The organism is Methylacidimicrobium sp. B4, assembly GCF_017310545.1.
Taxonomy (GTDB): Bacteria; Verrucomicrobiota; Verrucomicrobiia; order Methylacidiphilales; family Methylacidiphilaceae; genus Methylacidimicrobium.
The window spans coordinates 2,318,881-2,333,021 of sequence record NZ_CP066203.1 but is presented as its reverse complement, the minus strand read 5'-3'; the positions used below and the strand labels follow the sequence as shown (position 1 = coordinate 2,333,021).

Here is a 14,141-nt window from a genome sequence, read left to right as displayed (position 1 = left end):
ATCAGATCTCCCGAACGATCGTTTCGTAGCAGACTTGCCGCCGAATGGCCTTTTCTTCTTCCAAGCAATTCCTCGAAAAGCTGGCCACCACGGCGTGCCGCTTGGAAGGCGGCCGGGCCAGGAAGCTCGTCACCGTGCCCGGCCTGGCCGCCTCCGCGGCCATCACCACCTTAAGCCAAAGATCCCCGTGCCTTGCCGCGCACTCAATATCCTCAAAGCTCCAGCTCTTGGAGAAGAGGAGAGCCACGCAGACGGGCTCCCCCGACCATCGCTCCATGCCAAGGCCCAAAAAATCGGCCAGGAGAAGATCCCGTCGCTCATTCCCGCTCAAGACCTGCGCTTCCGCCGCCCATTCGATCAGATGCGCGACAAGATCCCGCTCCCCTCCGGCAACCAGCTTCACGCCGCTCTGCCACACGATCTTCCCGATCCGCTCCGAAGCCCACTCGGCCAGAGCCCAGGAGTCGATGAGGTCCATGGGCTTGCGGAGCTCCTCGACACGCCTCGCCATCGACTCCACCCTTTTTCCCGTTGCGGCCGCAAACCGCATCCACTCCTGGATCCCGCTCTCAAGGATCGCATGGGTCTCCAGAAGCTGCCGCCAGGCTTCCCCCTCCTCCGGGCTCAATTGGGGCGCTTCCTCGCCGCAGAGCTCCTTGCGAACCGCCTCCCGCCATTCGGGATTGGCGCCAAGCGCCTTCAGGATCTCCTCCGCGCAAGGATTCTCGATTGCCATTGGAGCAATGTGCGCACTTCCCCATGGCTGCACAAGATCCAAAGGGAGGGAAGCACCCAGGGGTCGATCCGCAGCTTCCGGCCAAGCGCAAAGGCCTGCCCATTCGCCGCCTCTTCCGATAGCGCCCAGCCGCCGGGAGCCGCCCGGTTTCCTGCACGGTCTCTCCGACCGCCGGACGGACGGCTCCAGGCTTCACGCTCCCTTGCCCTAGAAGGGGGGCTCTTCGTCCGGGATGGCCAGATCGCCCGGCCAGAAGTCGGCATGGGCCGGATCGCACGCAGAAGCCGACCCCAGGGAGCTCCCAATGACCCGCTTCAGCTTGCGATAGGCCTTGCCACCGCTCCTCACCTCCTCGATCTCGACCACCGCGGTGCGGGTCGCAAGCAGCTGGTTGGCCACCTCGCTCTCCAAGGTGGTCAGCCAGTACTCCTCCCCAGCCTTCTCCCGGACCAACAAGCGGAAGCAGCTCCAGGCCTTGCCCCCAGAGCTCCCCTGCTGGATCTCCGACTTGAGCACCGTCACCACCACGCGGCGATCCTGCCAATCGGCTCCCCAAACCTCCGGCGTTGGCGAGAAGCCCTCCCCCTCCTCTACCTCCTCGGACGGAAGCCCAAGGATGCCCAGCAGCCCATAACGCCGGGCATGGCGGATTGCGGCCCCATACTCCCGGGCTGTGGGAGCCGCCGGTTCCTTGCCTCCCTCCATCCTCCTCCCGGCCGTTACCGGCAACATGACCGTTACAGCGCGGTATTGCCCGCTCTCATGGGCAACCTCGGTCACCGCCCCTGCCCATCCCGGCAAGACGACCGGCGGCTGCGTGATCTCGAAGCCGTTGGCCCGAAGCGGCTCAGCCAGCGCGTCCAAGATGGATGCCAAGCTGCCATACCGATACCGCTCCGTACCGCTGGCATCCCTCCCGGCCTCAGCAAAGGCCGCCTTGGCCTTTGCCATCGCCCGGATATACTCCCGGCCAACGTCGCCCTCGACGGCCGACATCACCGGCCCATGGACCATCTGCCACCGGTAGGTCCTCGATTCCTCCAGCGCCAATCCCCATCTGTCGCCGGTCGGCGCTCCCGGCGAGCTCTGGTTGTTCTCTTCCATGCTGAACAAAGTACTTCTCGCCGGCGGCACCCGAGGCACGCCACTTTCCAGTCGATGCCGGAGAGGTTCTTCCCAGGAAGCTGCCCCCGGGGCGCGCCCTCAAGATCGATCGCTGACAGGATCCCATGCTTGCCATGCTCCCGGGCCGGATGGCCGCCAAAATCTCTTTTCTCATCGGCTTTTGGCTTTTCCAGCTCCAACCGGGTCATCCCCGCTCTCCACCGGCAAGCAGGGCAAGGTCGCTCTTCTTTCTCTCTTCCCACAGGCCACGGGTAAAAGCCCCGGGGGGATCTTTCATCCGATGCCTGGCGACAATCCCGAGCACGGGATCACCAGGAGAGGCAACGGCTTCCGAAGGCTTGACGCGCTGCTTGGTTCGGCTCCAAGGAGAATTGCGCCGAAATCGCGGGCGGAGAAGCTAGCTGGCCAGGATCGACGCTAAGGGTCCTCCATTCCCCGCTCAGGATGAAACCAGGCGAAGATCACGCCTCCGCCGCCCTGAGGAACGCCTTCGACCGAGCTTCCGCCGGCTCCAGCTCATAAGGACGCACCTTGGCTGAGACCATAACCGCCACGCCGACCGGCTCCCTAGTCTGCCGCTCCCTGCCAACCGGCAGCAGATCCGTGGCCTTCACCTGGCTGGAGTCGTCGCTGACCTTGCCAGCCTCTCCGCTCCTTCCCGCGGGGGGAGCGGGACGATCGAGCCGCCATGTTCCGGATTTGAGGAACGCGGCAATCCTCAGGGAACCGAAGCCTTGAAAGCCTCTGGCCATCCTTTTGGCTCCTTTTCCGGTGCAGCTCGGCGGATCTGGCCCGGGGGAGATGCGCCATGGCAGACAAGAGCGCGCAGAACTCGCTCCCTTACCCGAAGCGGGTGGAGGAGCTACCGATGGCGGGAGGAAGAGGCTATTGGTGGTCGAGGCGGGCCTTTCCGCTATGGTAGCAATGGCAGCAACCGCGTGGCCTTTCCCGCTTGGAGAGGAGCGCGACCGCCTTCTTGTCGAAGGAGACAAAGGTTTGGCCGCCCAGCCACTTGCCTTCCTGCGCGAGGATGCCATCGGCGAAGTCTCCCCCAGCTTCCAGCAGCGCAAGCCCCGCCTCCGCGGCGGACCGCACCGGATCTTGCGCCGAGGAGCCATCGAAAGACGCCGGGGAGAACTCCTGATCGCCACGTCCACCCCCCTTCCTCTTTCCCCAAAACTCTGTCGAAGACGGAGGGCAACAACCCCGCTTCTTGCCACCCCTGAACACAAAAATCCGCTCCCCTGACCCGCTCCATTCAGCGAGGAGCCTAAAATGCTTTCGCCCTGCTGTCCTTGGCATTAAACACCATCGCGCGCACCCCGACAATCTCCGCAACCTGGAGAGCGTGCTGAACCGCGTCGCGCAAGAGGCCAGCGCCGATTCCCTTCCGTTGCCATTTCTGATCCACGGCGAGTCGCGCAAGAAGCACGATCGGGATTGGATAACTGGCTAGTCCTTTTTTTAAGCGCTCTGGCACTTTGTCCGCACTGACCGCTCCGACCGCGAGAGTGGAAAAACCGACGACAGTGTTCTCGCCGACAAGGCCAACGTAAGTCCGCGAGGCGTCTTCCTGCTCACTTACTAGAGCGTAGTTGACCAGGAAATCGTCGAACGCCTTTTCTCCGTAATCGAAAGCGGAAAGGTCGTGCAGCGCATCAAGCTTGGCGATCGCAAGCCGCTCTCTGGCGCTTGCCATTCGAGAAGACGGTCGGTTCGCTTAGCAGCTTGCGCATGCGCGGCAAATCCCGAGGCGGAGCGTCAAGCTCGGCGACGAAAGCTTCCCACCCCTCTGGAGACAGTTTGATCACTCGGCTAACCTCAGCGGCTTCGTTGGGCACGAGGGAATGCTTCGACTCAGTCCTAGGCTGCGCGCTCATGGTGGAACCTGCCCAATGTCTTTCTTTGCCGCAGTAGAAAACTGGAATGGATCCAATTCAGCAATACTACGAAACAGGCAAACTGTAGTTGGCTAACAAACTATCATCAAGCGATCCGTAACGCTGTTCTAGCGCAATGCCTCGGCGACCAGTGAGATACGCTTGGCTTGCCGGCAACGCTCCGGCAAAGTTTCCCCGCCACGCGGCAATGTCTCGACATGGCCTCCCAGCCTCTCCTCCCTGGCCGTTCTTCTGGTCTTGCCCATCCCGATCGCCGTGGCCAGCATTACGCCGGTTGGCGTTAGCGTCTTGGGAACCATCGCCTTCGGCAGCTCTTCCCTGTTACTTCTGGGTGATCGGGCCGGCGATCGTCGCGCTCCGGCTGCCGAGATCGTGGCGTTCGCTTGCCAGCGGCTCGGCGATTCTACTGCTGGCGATCGCCCTGGTCTCGGCGGCTGGAGGATGGGCCTTCGCAGCTCGACCTTAGCATCGGCCAGATACTGCCGCTTGATCCGGCGTCCAAGCTGGGGCCGGGCTTGGATACCTGGTGGCTCATCGCCGAGATGCCGGAGCCGTCGCGGGCGGACATCCGCTGAGCGCAGCCGCAATTGCTGCTTGGAGCTCCGCGCCCGCCTCCTGCCGCGGAGCGGCTTCCAAAAGCCTTTCGCGGCGGTCGAATCGCGAGTTCGTCTGGGCTTGCGAATCGCCGATACGCTTGTCCAGGCTTTTGAATGGCTCATCAATCTGCGCCTCCAGGCTTTTGAAGCGCGCATCCATGGCGTCCCGCAGGTCGCCGATCCGCTTGTCAACCCACTCGAAGCGCTTGTCGATCTGGTGGAAGATTCCGTAGATCACGGCGCTCAAGCCGTTCCACGCCGATGTTGGCAGCCCGGCCGAAGGATCAAACGCCTGGGTTTCCATTGACGCGCACACCCGGACGCCCAGAGGCGCCGGTGTCATCCGGCTCCCACTGGCCGAGCGGCCGGTATACCTTTTCGAGATCCAGCGCAGATTCGTTTCGAAGCCGAGCGCCGCCGCCCCGGCCGAGTTTCAGAGGAGATTCCAGGGGCTCGTGTTTACTCGGGATGATCAAGCAAATTTTGGCCCGTGGCTGAGAGAGCTTTTGAGCGAAGTCCGGCGCGTGAAGGGCGTGCCCAAGCAGTTGTCCCGGTGATGTCCCGGCGCCGCGCACGTTTTCAAGCACGTGCCCGCCGCGAAGAAAGACCTGCCATGCGAAGCGGCGGTGAAAAATGCGCTTAAGCAGGTGGGAATCGACCTGCGGAGAGCTGACGGATGCCTCTCCGGCATTTCACCTTGCGGGAGCATGAAAGATGTCCGAAGCCGGATTTGCCGGTTGACGCACGGGTTTCCCGCCGGAGAACCGGGTATTCGTAAAAGTGGGTTGGAACGGGATCAAAGCTCACCCGCCTCAATCATGCGGATGAGTGTTGCAATGTCGGCCCCGTAGTTCTTCTCCCGTTTTGCATGCTTGTGTGGGTCGTAGGCTTCCGGCGCACGCATCGGGTGCACCCTTTCCATCACCGGCAGCCCGTACCCGATGGCATCGTCCGGCAGTCGATAACCCATCTCGACAAGCTCCGGTTCGCGTTTACGCTCAAACCGTGGGCGCTTCTGCTTGTTGCTGTGAATGCCCTCTGTGAACAGAATCTTCGCCCGCAGGGCCTCGAAGCTGTAGCCTCGGCCCAACCGATTCATCACCCGGATCAGTGAGTTCAGCGATTCCCTGTAGGCATTCGTCACCGGATGCTCGAAGTAGTTTAGGATGAAGGGCTGCCAGTTGGTGAAGGCACGGATCAGGTCGGCGAAGTATGGCCCGATTTCGGTCGAGATAGCCCTGTACCACGCCTCGTAGCGCCGCAAGGCTTCCTCTGGCGTCCCGGCCTCATAGATGCCGCAGAAGCCTTCCTTGAGGCTGTATGCCTCTCCCAAGGCCGGGTAGTTCTTCGCCCAGCCATCGAGGTTCACGCGCTCTTCGTCGTTCAGGTCGCGCTCGCGCTTGAGCATGACGCAGCGGTCGTGCATCAGACCGCGCTTCTGTTTCAGCGTCAGTTCGGCACGCAGTCCCTTGCGTGCTTTCTCCATCGCGTCGTTCGCCATCCTAACGACGTGGAACTTGTCGATGACGATGGTGGCATCTGGCAGTACCGCGCTCACCGCGTCGCGGTGGGGCGTCCACATGTCCATCGCCACGTATTGAACCTTGTCCCGGTTCGGCATCTGGAACAGGCACTTCGCCACCGTGTCCTTGTTTCGGTTGTGGAGCATGTCCACGATGGTGTTGCTCTGGATGTTCGAGACGACGCAGCGCGGCTTGTTGATGATGTGGAGTCCGTCGATCCCCATCCACTTCGGCGTCTCGAAGCGGACGGTCTGCTCAAGCTCGTTGATGTAGTCGCGGAAGATGTTGCGGATCGTTCCTTCGACCACGCCGGTTTCATCGGCCAGCGAGGTGAAGGTGCGCTTCAAGGCTTGTTGCCCGATCCACTTCACCAGCCGGTCGGTCATCATCCTGTTCTCGGCCAGCATCGGCAGCGCCTGCGAGAACGTCTTGCCGCAGGCTTGGCAGCGCAGCCGCTTGGTGTCGATGTAGATGCCTACACGCTTGCCGTGCATGGGCAAATCCTTGAACACCTGCTCGCGGGTGCCCCAAGAGATCAGCCGGTCGGACTCGCAGTGCGGGCAGGCCGAGGTCACGTCCACCGGCTCAGCGGTGACGTGGTAGTCATGGTCAGATTCCTCAACCCGCAGCACCCGGTACTGCGGGAGGTTCAGGATGTTGGCGGGCACTGTTCACAGCCTCGTGATTCTGCTTGGGTCGGTGCCACAAGGCCGGATCAGAAGCCAGACCTGCCACCACCCATCAGGTTCGCCGTGTGAGATAAGCATGACCGAGCAAGAAGTTTTTTGGCTCCTCGCTGAATTGAGTGGGTAAGGGGGGAGCGGATTTCGGTTAAGGGATGGCAAGAAGCGGGGTTCTTGCCATCCGTCTTCGACGGATTTTTGGGGAGAGAGGAAGCCGTCAAGGACACTTCGACTTCGTCGATCCTCCTTGACGGCGGATTGCCAGACCGGGCTGCCTGGTTGATGCTTGCGGGATGGATGCGAACAAGCTTTTTGCTGCGGCGCTGCAACTGGGTTCGGAATGGAAGGTGAGCCGGAGTGAGCTCTCCGCGAAGGAGCACACTCTGAAGATCTGGCTCGATTTTCAGCAAGGTCATCGGTTTCCCTGTCCGGAATGTCGAAGAGCTTCCCCCGTACACGATACGGTGGAGAAGCGGTGGAGGCACATGAACTTCTGGCAGTACCGGACCGAGTTGATCGCTCGGGTTCCTCGGATCGACTGTCCGGAGCATGGAGTTCGGCTGGTGGAGGTTCCTTGGGCCAGGGCGGGGAGCGGGTTTACTCTCATGATGGAGGCGGTCATTTTGATGCTTTCCCGGGAGATGTCGGTTTCCGCGATGGCGGAGATGCTCAAGGAGCAAGATACCCGGCTCTGGCGGGTCTTGGGGCACTACGTGGAAAAGGCCTACCGACGCGAGGACTGGAGCGAGGTCAAGAAGATCCTGGTGGATGAGACCAGTAGCAAGCGGGGCCACCGTTACGTGACGGTCGTTACCGATGCGGAGAGTCGGAAGCTGCTCTTCCTGGCCGAGGGGAGAGGAAAGGAGGCTCTGGAGGCCTTCGCCAAGGAGATGAAGGAACATAATGCCGATCCGGGGCAGATCGAAGCGATCTGCATGGATATGAGCCCCTCCTACATCTCTGGAGCCCGGGAGTTTTTTCCGAAGGCGGAGAGGATTTTCGATCATTTCCATGTCATGCAGATGGCGGGAGAGGCGGTCGACCAGGTGCGCAAGGAGTTCGGGCGTCAAGGGTTGCTGCCGAAAGGAAGCCTCTGGGCGCTCCGAGGTAACGAATGGACGCGAAGCGAGGAGCAGAAGGGTCTGCGGAGTTTCCTTTGCGCCGCCTATCCTCGATTGGGAAGAGCCATTGGGTTGCGGGAGGCTCTCCAAGAGATCCTCTCCCAGGAGGATCCCCAAGAGCTCCGCTGGTGGTTCCGGTGGGCTGATCGCAGTCGGCTTGCCCCCTTCCGAAGACTCTCCAAAACCATCAAAGAGCATCTGGGGGGAATCATCGCCTTTCTCCAGAGCCGGATCACCAACGGAACCATCGAAGCGATCAACGGGCTGATCCAGCTGGCCAAAAGGATGGCCAGAGGCTTTCGGAGCTTCCGCTACCTAAGAATTGCCGCGTTCCTCAAAGCCGGAAAGCTGCGGCTCGATCTTCCCGCTCTACCCACTTGAAACAGCGAAGAGGCGGGACATCCATGGCGAAGGAAAGCACTATGGTGCCGCGCGAGCTTAGCGTGATGAACCGCATGACTCCCTCACTGCTGCCGATGAAATGTAGGGTCATTTCCCGAAACTGCTCGGCAGGCGGATGAGGCCAAAGGTTCACTGAAACTGTTGCTCCTTCAAGCAACCCGAGCTGCGCGACATCCTGGACCTCGATGTGGCCACCACTTTTGAGAGTAGACAGCCCTTCGGGCGTCATGAGTGGATACCACGGAGCAAGACGGTCGCGCTTCTTGTACACGTCCATCTCATCGGGCACCCCGGCGTCAACCTTGATGTAGCGGTTAGCCAAGGCCTCGATGATGCACAAGTCCGCTGCGATGCGCTGACGGTCAGCCGGAATGTCGGGGTCCACGATGACCTTGTCGATACTCGCATGAGCCACCGCGCAACGGCCAGAATCGAACAGATGGTTGTTGACATCGATGCCCTGAGCGCGCAGCGCCTTGATGCGTTCTACAGCTCTCTCGTCGGTCAACCGGTCCAGGTTTTTCTCGACCCACTCGACGCGTTGCTCGCTTGGCATCTGACTTTCAATGACCTTGAAGAAGCTCAGAAAGCTGTATCCTTCATGGACGCGACTCAGCCGGCGTCCCTCGCGCAGAAACGCGAGGGCCTTACGCACCTGGTCATCTTCAATGACGGGCATGTGGTTGCAATTGAAGCCGTGCGCACCTCCTTCTCCGATCTCGGTATAAAGGTTGGGGCTAGCGCGATAGCGAACGATGGAGGTCCCCCACCAGGTTTGGCTCGTGATGTCGACATAGCCGCGCTTATAAAAACCGAGGACGGAGGTGAAGCGGTACAGCCGCGACATCGCCTCGTCCACATCGCCTTGCTCAGCAGGCGTGCTGATGCCCGGCGCGCTACGCACCTCGCCTTTCTGCTCGGGTTTCACTCCCTGCAGGAAGTATTCTTGGCCGTCGTACTCGATCCAGACATCATCCTGCGGCCAGGGAATCGACGAAACCACTCCAACCGACAGCCAGCCCCGGCGGCCGTTGATCCGTCCGAGCGCAGCAGCCCCAAGCAAATGCTGGACGTAGGGGGTTTTCATCGGCCTTACAGCCCTCCCCGCGGATCAGCAAAGCTTTTGAATGGCATCAAGTAGCGTTTCGCCTCCAGAACCGCTTGGAAGCCATCCGCCTCGGCCACCGTGATGCAGCCAAAGCGAATCGCTTCGAGCAAGATCAACTCCGTTCGGAAGATGCGTTCCTCCCCGATCCTCTTGCTTGCTTCCCGACGGAAGCACTTCTTTTCGTCCGACGCGATGTGCCACCCCTGGGTTTCGGCCAGCGCAAGGCATGCCGCTTCGCCACGGCCCATCACGTCGCGCAGCTCGCTGAACAACGCAAGGTATTCCACACTATCGATGTCAACGAGGCTAAGATCGCCACGGCAGATCGCAGCTTCAGTCTCCGCGCGCTGAGCTGGATCAATGATCTCGCCGAGCACCTCCTCAGGCACGAGGAATCGGTACGGCTCGAGCATACCCAGAAGCGGCAACTTCCCGATGTGCAACAGGTTGATGAGGACGTTCGTATCGATGACGACGACAGCTCCCTGGCGATCGGTGGCCGTTGATTGGTCGCTTGCCACGATCACTCCCAATTTGCAGAGGCGATGAACTCCTCCATCTCCTGTGGACCAAGGCCGACCATGGAAGCCAACTCGGCGAACTTTCTGCGCGTGATCTCCTCTCGACGATAGGCTTCTCGCGCAAGGGCGAGAAAACGACGGCGCAAATGAGACCTATCTTCGGTCGGGACCTCCGGGGCAGCAAGGAAGCGCGCAATCTTCCGGCCATCTCCGCGGTCTTCCTCGGCCTTGAGGCGTTGGAACTCGCGCTCGTCGATCAGCCGAAGATTCATTAGGCGATAGAGGACCGAAATCCGGCTCACTCTGAAATGATGAGCGAGCAATACGACGTCATGGAGCTGGATCGCTTGCGATCCGGGCGTGGCGCGCTGCTCGACTTGCACTACCTCAGCCTCGTCGAACACCGCCATCTGGGCACGGCTCGTCACCCCCTTGCCGAGCTCGAGGATGAACTGCGCGACGCCTTCGGCCGACATCAGGAACTCCGCCGCGAAGGCATTGGCGCGAACCTCGAGCAGGTCCGAATGGTTCTCCACCCGACTGATCGCAAGAGCCCGGTCTCGGTCCATCAGCACGTGTCCATACTCGTGGGCCAAGGAAAAACGCTGACGCACAGGTGCATGGTTCGCGTTAATTGCCACGAACAGGCCAATCGTGCTGTCGATAAGGGTGAGCCCCGATATGTTTTCCGGAAGCGCGACCGTACTAGTACGCACTCCTTGCGACTCGAGCAGCTCGCTCAGGGCCCCGATGGGGGCTAGGCCAAGTTTCAGTCTCCGCCGCTCCTCGGTGGCCACTTTTTGCCCCTGCCCAATCGCGTCCCAACGCGACTTCGCCGATCGCAATTTATAGGCTGGGGTGATGAGCCGGACGCGATCGATCTCGAGCAGCCGCTCGAGATTGGTCAGCTCGCGCCCAAGCGCCATGCTGTCCTGTAACGCCTTTCGGAGGTCTACTTGCTGGGCGAGTTCGGCGTCCAAGCGAAAAAGCGCCGAAAGCGCGTCACGCTCCGCGAAGGCCGTGGCAAAGAAGGATTTGATGTCCCTGCCCAGCGCCCGCGCGAGGCGATCCAACTCCAGGCTCGAGACGGACCGAGCTCCCGACTCGATCTGGCCGAGCGCGACGCGGCTCAGTCCAACGGACTCGCCGAGCTGTTCCTGGGTGAGCCCGCAGCTTTCCCTCGCGGAGCGAATCCGCCGTCCCAGCTCCTCTTTCGTCATCTCCATGTTCGTTCCTTTTGCTATTGTGTGATGGAGTTTCTATCTAGAATTGTCCCTAAACGGAGTATATGCAAGATAAATCGTCCTCCAGGTCATCGGCCAAGCGTGGAAGAGTGGAGAGCTCCTCTTGCTGGGCTTGGGACCTCACGCCAAAGTTGGGGTCCGCGGATGAAAGGTGAAAAGATCGTGGTGTCGCGAGAAATGCGCCGCGGAAGTCTTTTTGCTCTCAAGCGACATCGCAAACTGACTCCTTGGCCTTATGGAGAAGGAGAGCTGACCCCCCGATGCGGTTTTCTGAGCGGTTGCGGCAAAGGGGTGGGCTGCTGCTGCAGGTCAGAGCGCCGTTTCGCCTTGAGCCAATCGAGGATCGCGGTGGCCACTAGCCGCCATTTCTCACGAAGGCCAACCGTGGGCGGAAGCAAGAAGGCCTTCAAAAGAGTAAAGGGAAGGCCACCTTTCGCCGGTAGGAACGGAGTGGGCCAACGCCCGGATTGACACCCTCTGGCTCAAGCTCTTCAAGATCGGCACGCTGGTCAGAGTGCTTCCCCGTTCACCAGGAGATCCCCTCGGGCGGAGCCTTGCTCCCGAAGCGAGCTTCTATCCTTTACAGAGCTCGCATTCGGCCCAATTGAGGAGAACTCTTGCTCGATCCCCGCTCGCGAAGAGCCTTTCCCTGCCGAACACCCTCTCAATCGACGCGGGCCTCCCTTTCTTTCGTGAAACCTCGCGCTGGTGAGAAATGGCGGTTCATCCACGCCAGCCTTGCGGTTGGTCTTGCACATATCGCATGTAATATGTTGTCATTGATCCCATCATGTCTCCATGAGGCTGATCCTTGACACCGCGACCATGGTCGCCGCCGTTCGCAGCGACGCGGGAGCATCCCGCCGCCTGCTGGTTGCGGCGTTGGAACGGCGCTTCACGCTGCTCGCCTCGATGCCGCTGATGATCGAGTATCAGGCGGTCATGACGCGATCTGAGCATCTGGAGGCATCCGGGCTGTCGGTGGACGAGGTTACTGCGTTGCTGGACGCCGTGGCGGCGGTGGCCGAGCCGGTGCGACTGGCGTTTCTGTGGCGGCCGACGCTGCGCGATCCGGACGACGACATGGTGCTGGAGGCAGCAACGAACGGCAGGGCTGATGCCATCGTGACGTTCAATCTTCGCGACTTCCGGGAAGCCGCGGGGAATTTTGGGATCAAGGTCCTCGCTCCAGGCGAGGCATGGAAAGCATTGGAGGTTAAAAGATGAGGAAGAGCAATTTCGCGCTGCGGCTTCAGGCCTCGCTGATGGACGAGGTGCGCAAGGTGGCCGAAACGGAAGGGGTGGCGATCAACCAGTTCATCAACGTGGCGGTGGCCGAGAAACTCTCGGCCCTGCGCACGGAGGCCTATTTCGCGGAACGTGCGGCTCGCGCCGACATCCCCAGGGCGCTCGACATCCTTTGCCGAACGGGCAAGGGCAAGGCTCCGGTGAAGGGCGATGCGCTAGCCAACTGATTCATCGCCGTCATTGCGGAAGGAAGAAGCTGCGCTGGTGCGCCCGCGGACTGCCGCCGGACAAGGCGCTCAAGAAGGCCTCCGCGGAGATCGAGATTGCCTCGCGGGCCGCTGCGGCCAGGAAGTCCAGGCTGGATCACCCTTGATCCGGTTCGCGTCCGTGGTTACCAGCCTTCCGCCGACGGTTGCCCGAGCGTCCCGGTGATGAGCGCCGGGCGTCCGTTCCCAGCCAGCCTAGAAGCGGTCTGCTCCTAAAAATGTGCCCAAACATGTCTATGGATGGTGAGCGCATCCTTTTCGTCACGGTTTTGACCGGCTGGGCCCGGATTGCCATGGCCGTTTCGCTCTCCGGTTGACCGGGCGGTTTTGATGCGCCGACGCGCATCTGGATGATCCGCCGGGACATCTCCAGTCTCTTGGCCTTGCCACGCAAATCCAGAATCTCCCTGGCGAAGACCGACGGCCTCCGCTCCCCAAGAAACTCCCGGACCGCCGTGTTGACCCGCCCCTCCACCTCCGCCCGAACCCTGGATAGCCGACGCGCCAGCTTCCTCCGCCCAAGGTTGCTCCGCCGGATCCGGCGCGCCTTGGCGGGATCCTTGGCGTCGCGGGCCAGGCCCAGCCTTGGGGGGCAGCCAGCTCGTCACGCAGGACATCTCCGGCCGCTCGACAGAGCCTTCTCTCCAGGCACCGGACGCCGACGTGTCCATGCCCGTCGAGCCCGTTTGGACATCGATGGTGGCCAGCTCGCTACTCAGCAGAGAATGTGCTCTCAAGTTCGCCCTCGATCAGCTTGAAGAACCAGTCGTCGGTCAGATCGTGCGCCTTGTCCAGCCACCGCGAGAACCCGTCAGGGATGGATGGTGTACGGTCGCGCCGCCCATCTGTACCAGAGGCCATCGGTCCTTCCCTGTCCTAAAACGGTGCTGCACCACCTGTATAGCCATCGCATCGGGAATCTGGGCAGTCGGCAGCATCTCATGGAACGGATATGCGCTCTCCACCCTTTCCGAGAATCGGCCAAGCAAGAGATGGTAATCCGGGTCTCCTCCCATCCCCGCAGCCGGTAGGATCCACCTCAGCTCCAGGATGACTTCGACGAGGGGTTTGTTCTTCAGTTCTTTTCTGGGCATTCCGCTCTCCGCCGGGATTCTGACTTGCCAGCGAGATCGACCGCCTCGGCCGGAATCGCAAGGGTGTGCCGCTACGATCTCGCGCTTGACGTGGTCGAGGCGGATCGGCGGATTCTGGATTGGGACCCGCTTCTCCATCTCGCCAATATGTGCCGCCGTAGCGCGCCAAGCAATCGCGGCAGAACGTCTTCCGTCGCCCCAGCAATGGCTTGAGCGGCTTGCGATCACCGTCTGGGGACTCCAAGCTTCCTGGAGCTCCGCCCTTGTTGGCCTCGGGGCGGGTCTCCTCCGTGATCTCTCCCATGTCCGACGGCGAAGGCATAGCTCCTCACGGGCAGCCCAGGAAAAATCTACTCAGCCTTGGAGAAGATCACCAGATTGGCGGCCAAGGCGGCCCGGAGAGCCCTGAGCAGAATCTTCCGAGCATGGGATGGAATCCTCGCCCCAATCCCTAGATGACCTGCTCGACCGCGACCGCCCCGTAGGTCGGTACTTGGTCTGCCGATCCTTCCCAACCGCCACGATGTCCGCCCAGATGACCTCCTCTTCCTCCTCGAGGCTGATGGATCCCGC

The 14,141-nt window shown here is 61.4% G+C and carries 14 protein-coding genes and 2 pseudogenes; 4 read left to right on the top strand and 12 right to left on the bottom strand.

Translation table 11 applies throughout. From position 1 onward, the window contains the following. Position 1 precedes the first annotated feature (1 nt). From MacB4_RS10950 to MacB4_RS10915, 8 genes and pseudogenes are all read right to left on the bottom strand, one after another. Positions 2–736 (bottom strand): hypothetical protein, encoded by a 735-nt coding sequence (locus tag MacB4_RS10950; protein WP_051460321.1) that lies wholly within the window; start codon positions 734–736, stop codon positions 2–4. A gap of 207 nt (positions 737–943) precedes the next feature. Continuing rightward, on the bottom strand, positions 944–1,840 hold the full coding sequence (locus tag MacB4_RS10945; protein ID WP_206863844.1) for a hypothetical protein: 897 nt from the start codon (positions 1,838–1,840) through the stop codon (positions 944–946). A 482-nt stretch (positions 1,841–2,322) separates the two neighbouring features. Next, positions 2,323–2,613 (bottom strand): hypothetical protein, encoded by a 291-nt coding sequence (locus tag MacB4_RS10940; protein ID WP_206863843.1) that lies wholly within the window; start codon positions 2,611–2,613, stop codon positions 2,323–2,325. Positions 2,614–2,746: 133 nt separating this feature from the next. After that, positions 2,747–2,953: pseudogene (locus tag MacB4_RS10935) on the bottom strand (hypothetical protein); the annotation flags it as partial. 178 nt (positions 2,954–3,131) lie between these two features. Then, positions 3,132–3,560, bottom strand: a complete 429-nt coding sequence (locus MacB4_RS10930) for a GNAT family N-acetyltransferase (RefSeq protein WP_206863842.1) — start codon at positions 3,558–3,560, stop codon at positions 3,132–3,134. Beyond that, complete coding sequence (locus tag MacB4_RS10925; RefSeq protein WP_206863841.1) at positions 3,520–3,741, bottom strand: DUF1778 domain-containing protein; 222 nt, start codon at positions 3,739–3,741, stop codon at positions 3,520–3,522. Before MacB4_RS10925 ends, MacB4_RS10930 begins: the two co-directional genes overlap by 41 nt. A 552-nt stretch (positions 3,742–4,293) precedes the next feature. After that, on the bottom strand, positions 4,294–4,701 hold the full coding sequence (locus MacB4_RS10920) for a hypothetical protein (protein ID WP_206863840.1): 408 nt from the start codon (positions 4,699–4,701) through the stop codon (positions 4,294–4,296). A 453-nt stretch (positions 4,702–5,154) separates the two neighbouring features. Continuing rightward, positions 5,155–6,549, bottom strand: a complete 1,395-nt coding sequence (locus MacB4_RS10915; RefSeq protein WP_206863839.1) for an ISL3 family transposase — start codon at positions 6,547–6,549, stop codon at positions 5,155–5,157. 308 nt (positions 6,550–6,857) lie between these two features. Here MacB4_RS10915 and MacB4_RS10910 point away from each other — a divergent pair, with 308 nt between their 5' ends. Further along, on the top strand, positions 6,858–8,066 hold the full coding sequence (locus tag MacB4_RS10910) for an ISL3 family transposase (protein WP_206863332.1): 1,209 nt from the start codon (positions 6,858–6,860) through the stop codon (positions 8,064–8,066). Here MacB4_RS10910 and mauJ read toward each other — a convergent pair. Continuing rightward, on the bottom strand, positions 8,020–9,174 hold the full coding sequence (gene mauJ, locus MacB4_RS10905) for a methylamine utilization protein MauJ (RefSeq protein ID WP_206863838.1): 1,155 nt from the start codon (positions 9,172–9,174) through the stop codon (positions 8,020–8,022). The genes MacB4_RS10910 and mauJ overlap by 47 nt on opposite strands. Before the next feature lie 74 nt (positions 9,175–9,248). On the opposite strand from mauJ, the gene MacB4_RS10900 reads away from it, so the two are divergent. Then, positions 9,249–9,701 (top strand): hypothetical protein, encoded by a 453-nt coding sequence (locus tag MacB4_RS10900; RefSeq protein WP_206863837.1) that lies wholly within the window; start codon positions 9,249–9,251, stop codon positions 9,699–9,701. A 17-nt stretch (positions 9,702–9,718) separates the two neighbouring features. Here the strand turns inward: MacB4_RS10900 and MacB4_RS10895 are convergent, their stop codons facing one another. Continuing rightward, positions 9,719–10,942, bottom strand: a complete 1,224-nt coding sequence (locus MacB4_RS10895) for an ImmA/IrrE family metallo-endopeptidase (protein ID WP_206863836.1) — start codon at positions 10,940–10,942, stop codon at positions 9,719–9,721. 816 nt (positions 10,943–11,758) lie between these two features. Here MacB4_RS10895 and MacB4_RS10890 point away from each other — a divergent pair. Together MacB4_RS10890 and MacB4_RS10885 are read left to right on the top strand one after the other, a co-directional pair. Continuing rightward, positions 11,759–12,187 carry a putative toxin-antitoxin system toxin component, PIN family gene (locus MacB4_RS10890; RefSeq protein ID WP_206863835.1) on the top strand — a complete coding sequence of 143 codons (429 nt, stop codon included), beginning with the start codon at positions 11,759–11,761 and terminating at the stop codon, positions 12,185–12,187. Then, positions 12,184–12,435, top strand: a complete 252-nt coding sequence (locus MacB4_RS10885; protein WP_206863834.1) for a hypothetical protein — start codon at positions 12,184–12,186, stop codon at positions 12,433–12,435. The genes MacB4_RS10890 and MacB4_RS10885 overlap by 4 nt, the downstream gene beginning before the upstream one ends. Positions 12,436–13,185: 750 nt before the next feature. Here MacB4_RS10885 and MacB4_RS11300 read toward each other — a convergent pair. Together MacB4_RS11300 and MacB4_RS11415 are read right to left on the bottom strand one after the other, a co-directional pair. Next, positions 13,186–13,335, bottom strand: a complete 150-nt coding sequence (locus tag MacB4_RS11300) for a hypothetical protein (protein WP_242529248.1) — start codon at positions 13,333–13,335, stop codon at positions 13,186–13,188. Between the two features lie 38 nt (positions 13,336–13,373). Next, positions 13,374–13,568, bottom strand: a pseudogene (locus MacB4_RS11415) (hypothetical protein); the annotation flags it as partial. Between the last annotated feature and the right edge of the window lie 573 nt (positions 13,569–14,141).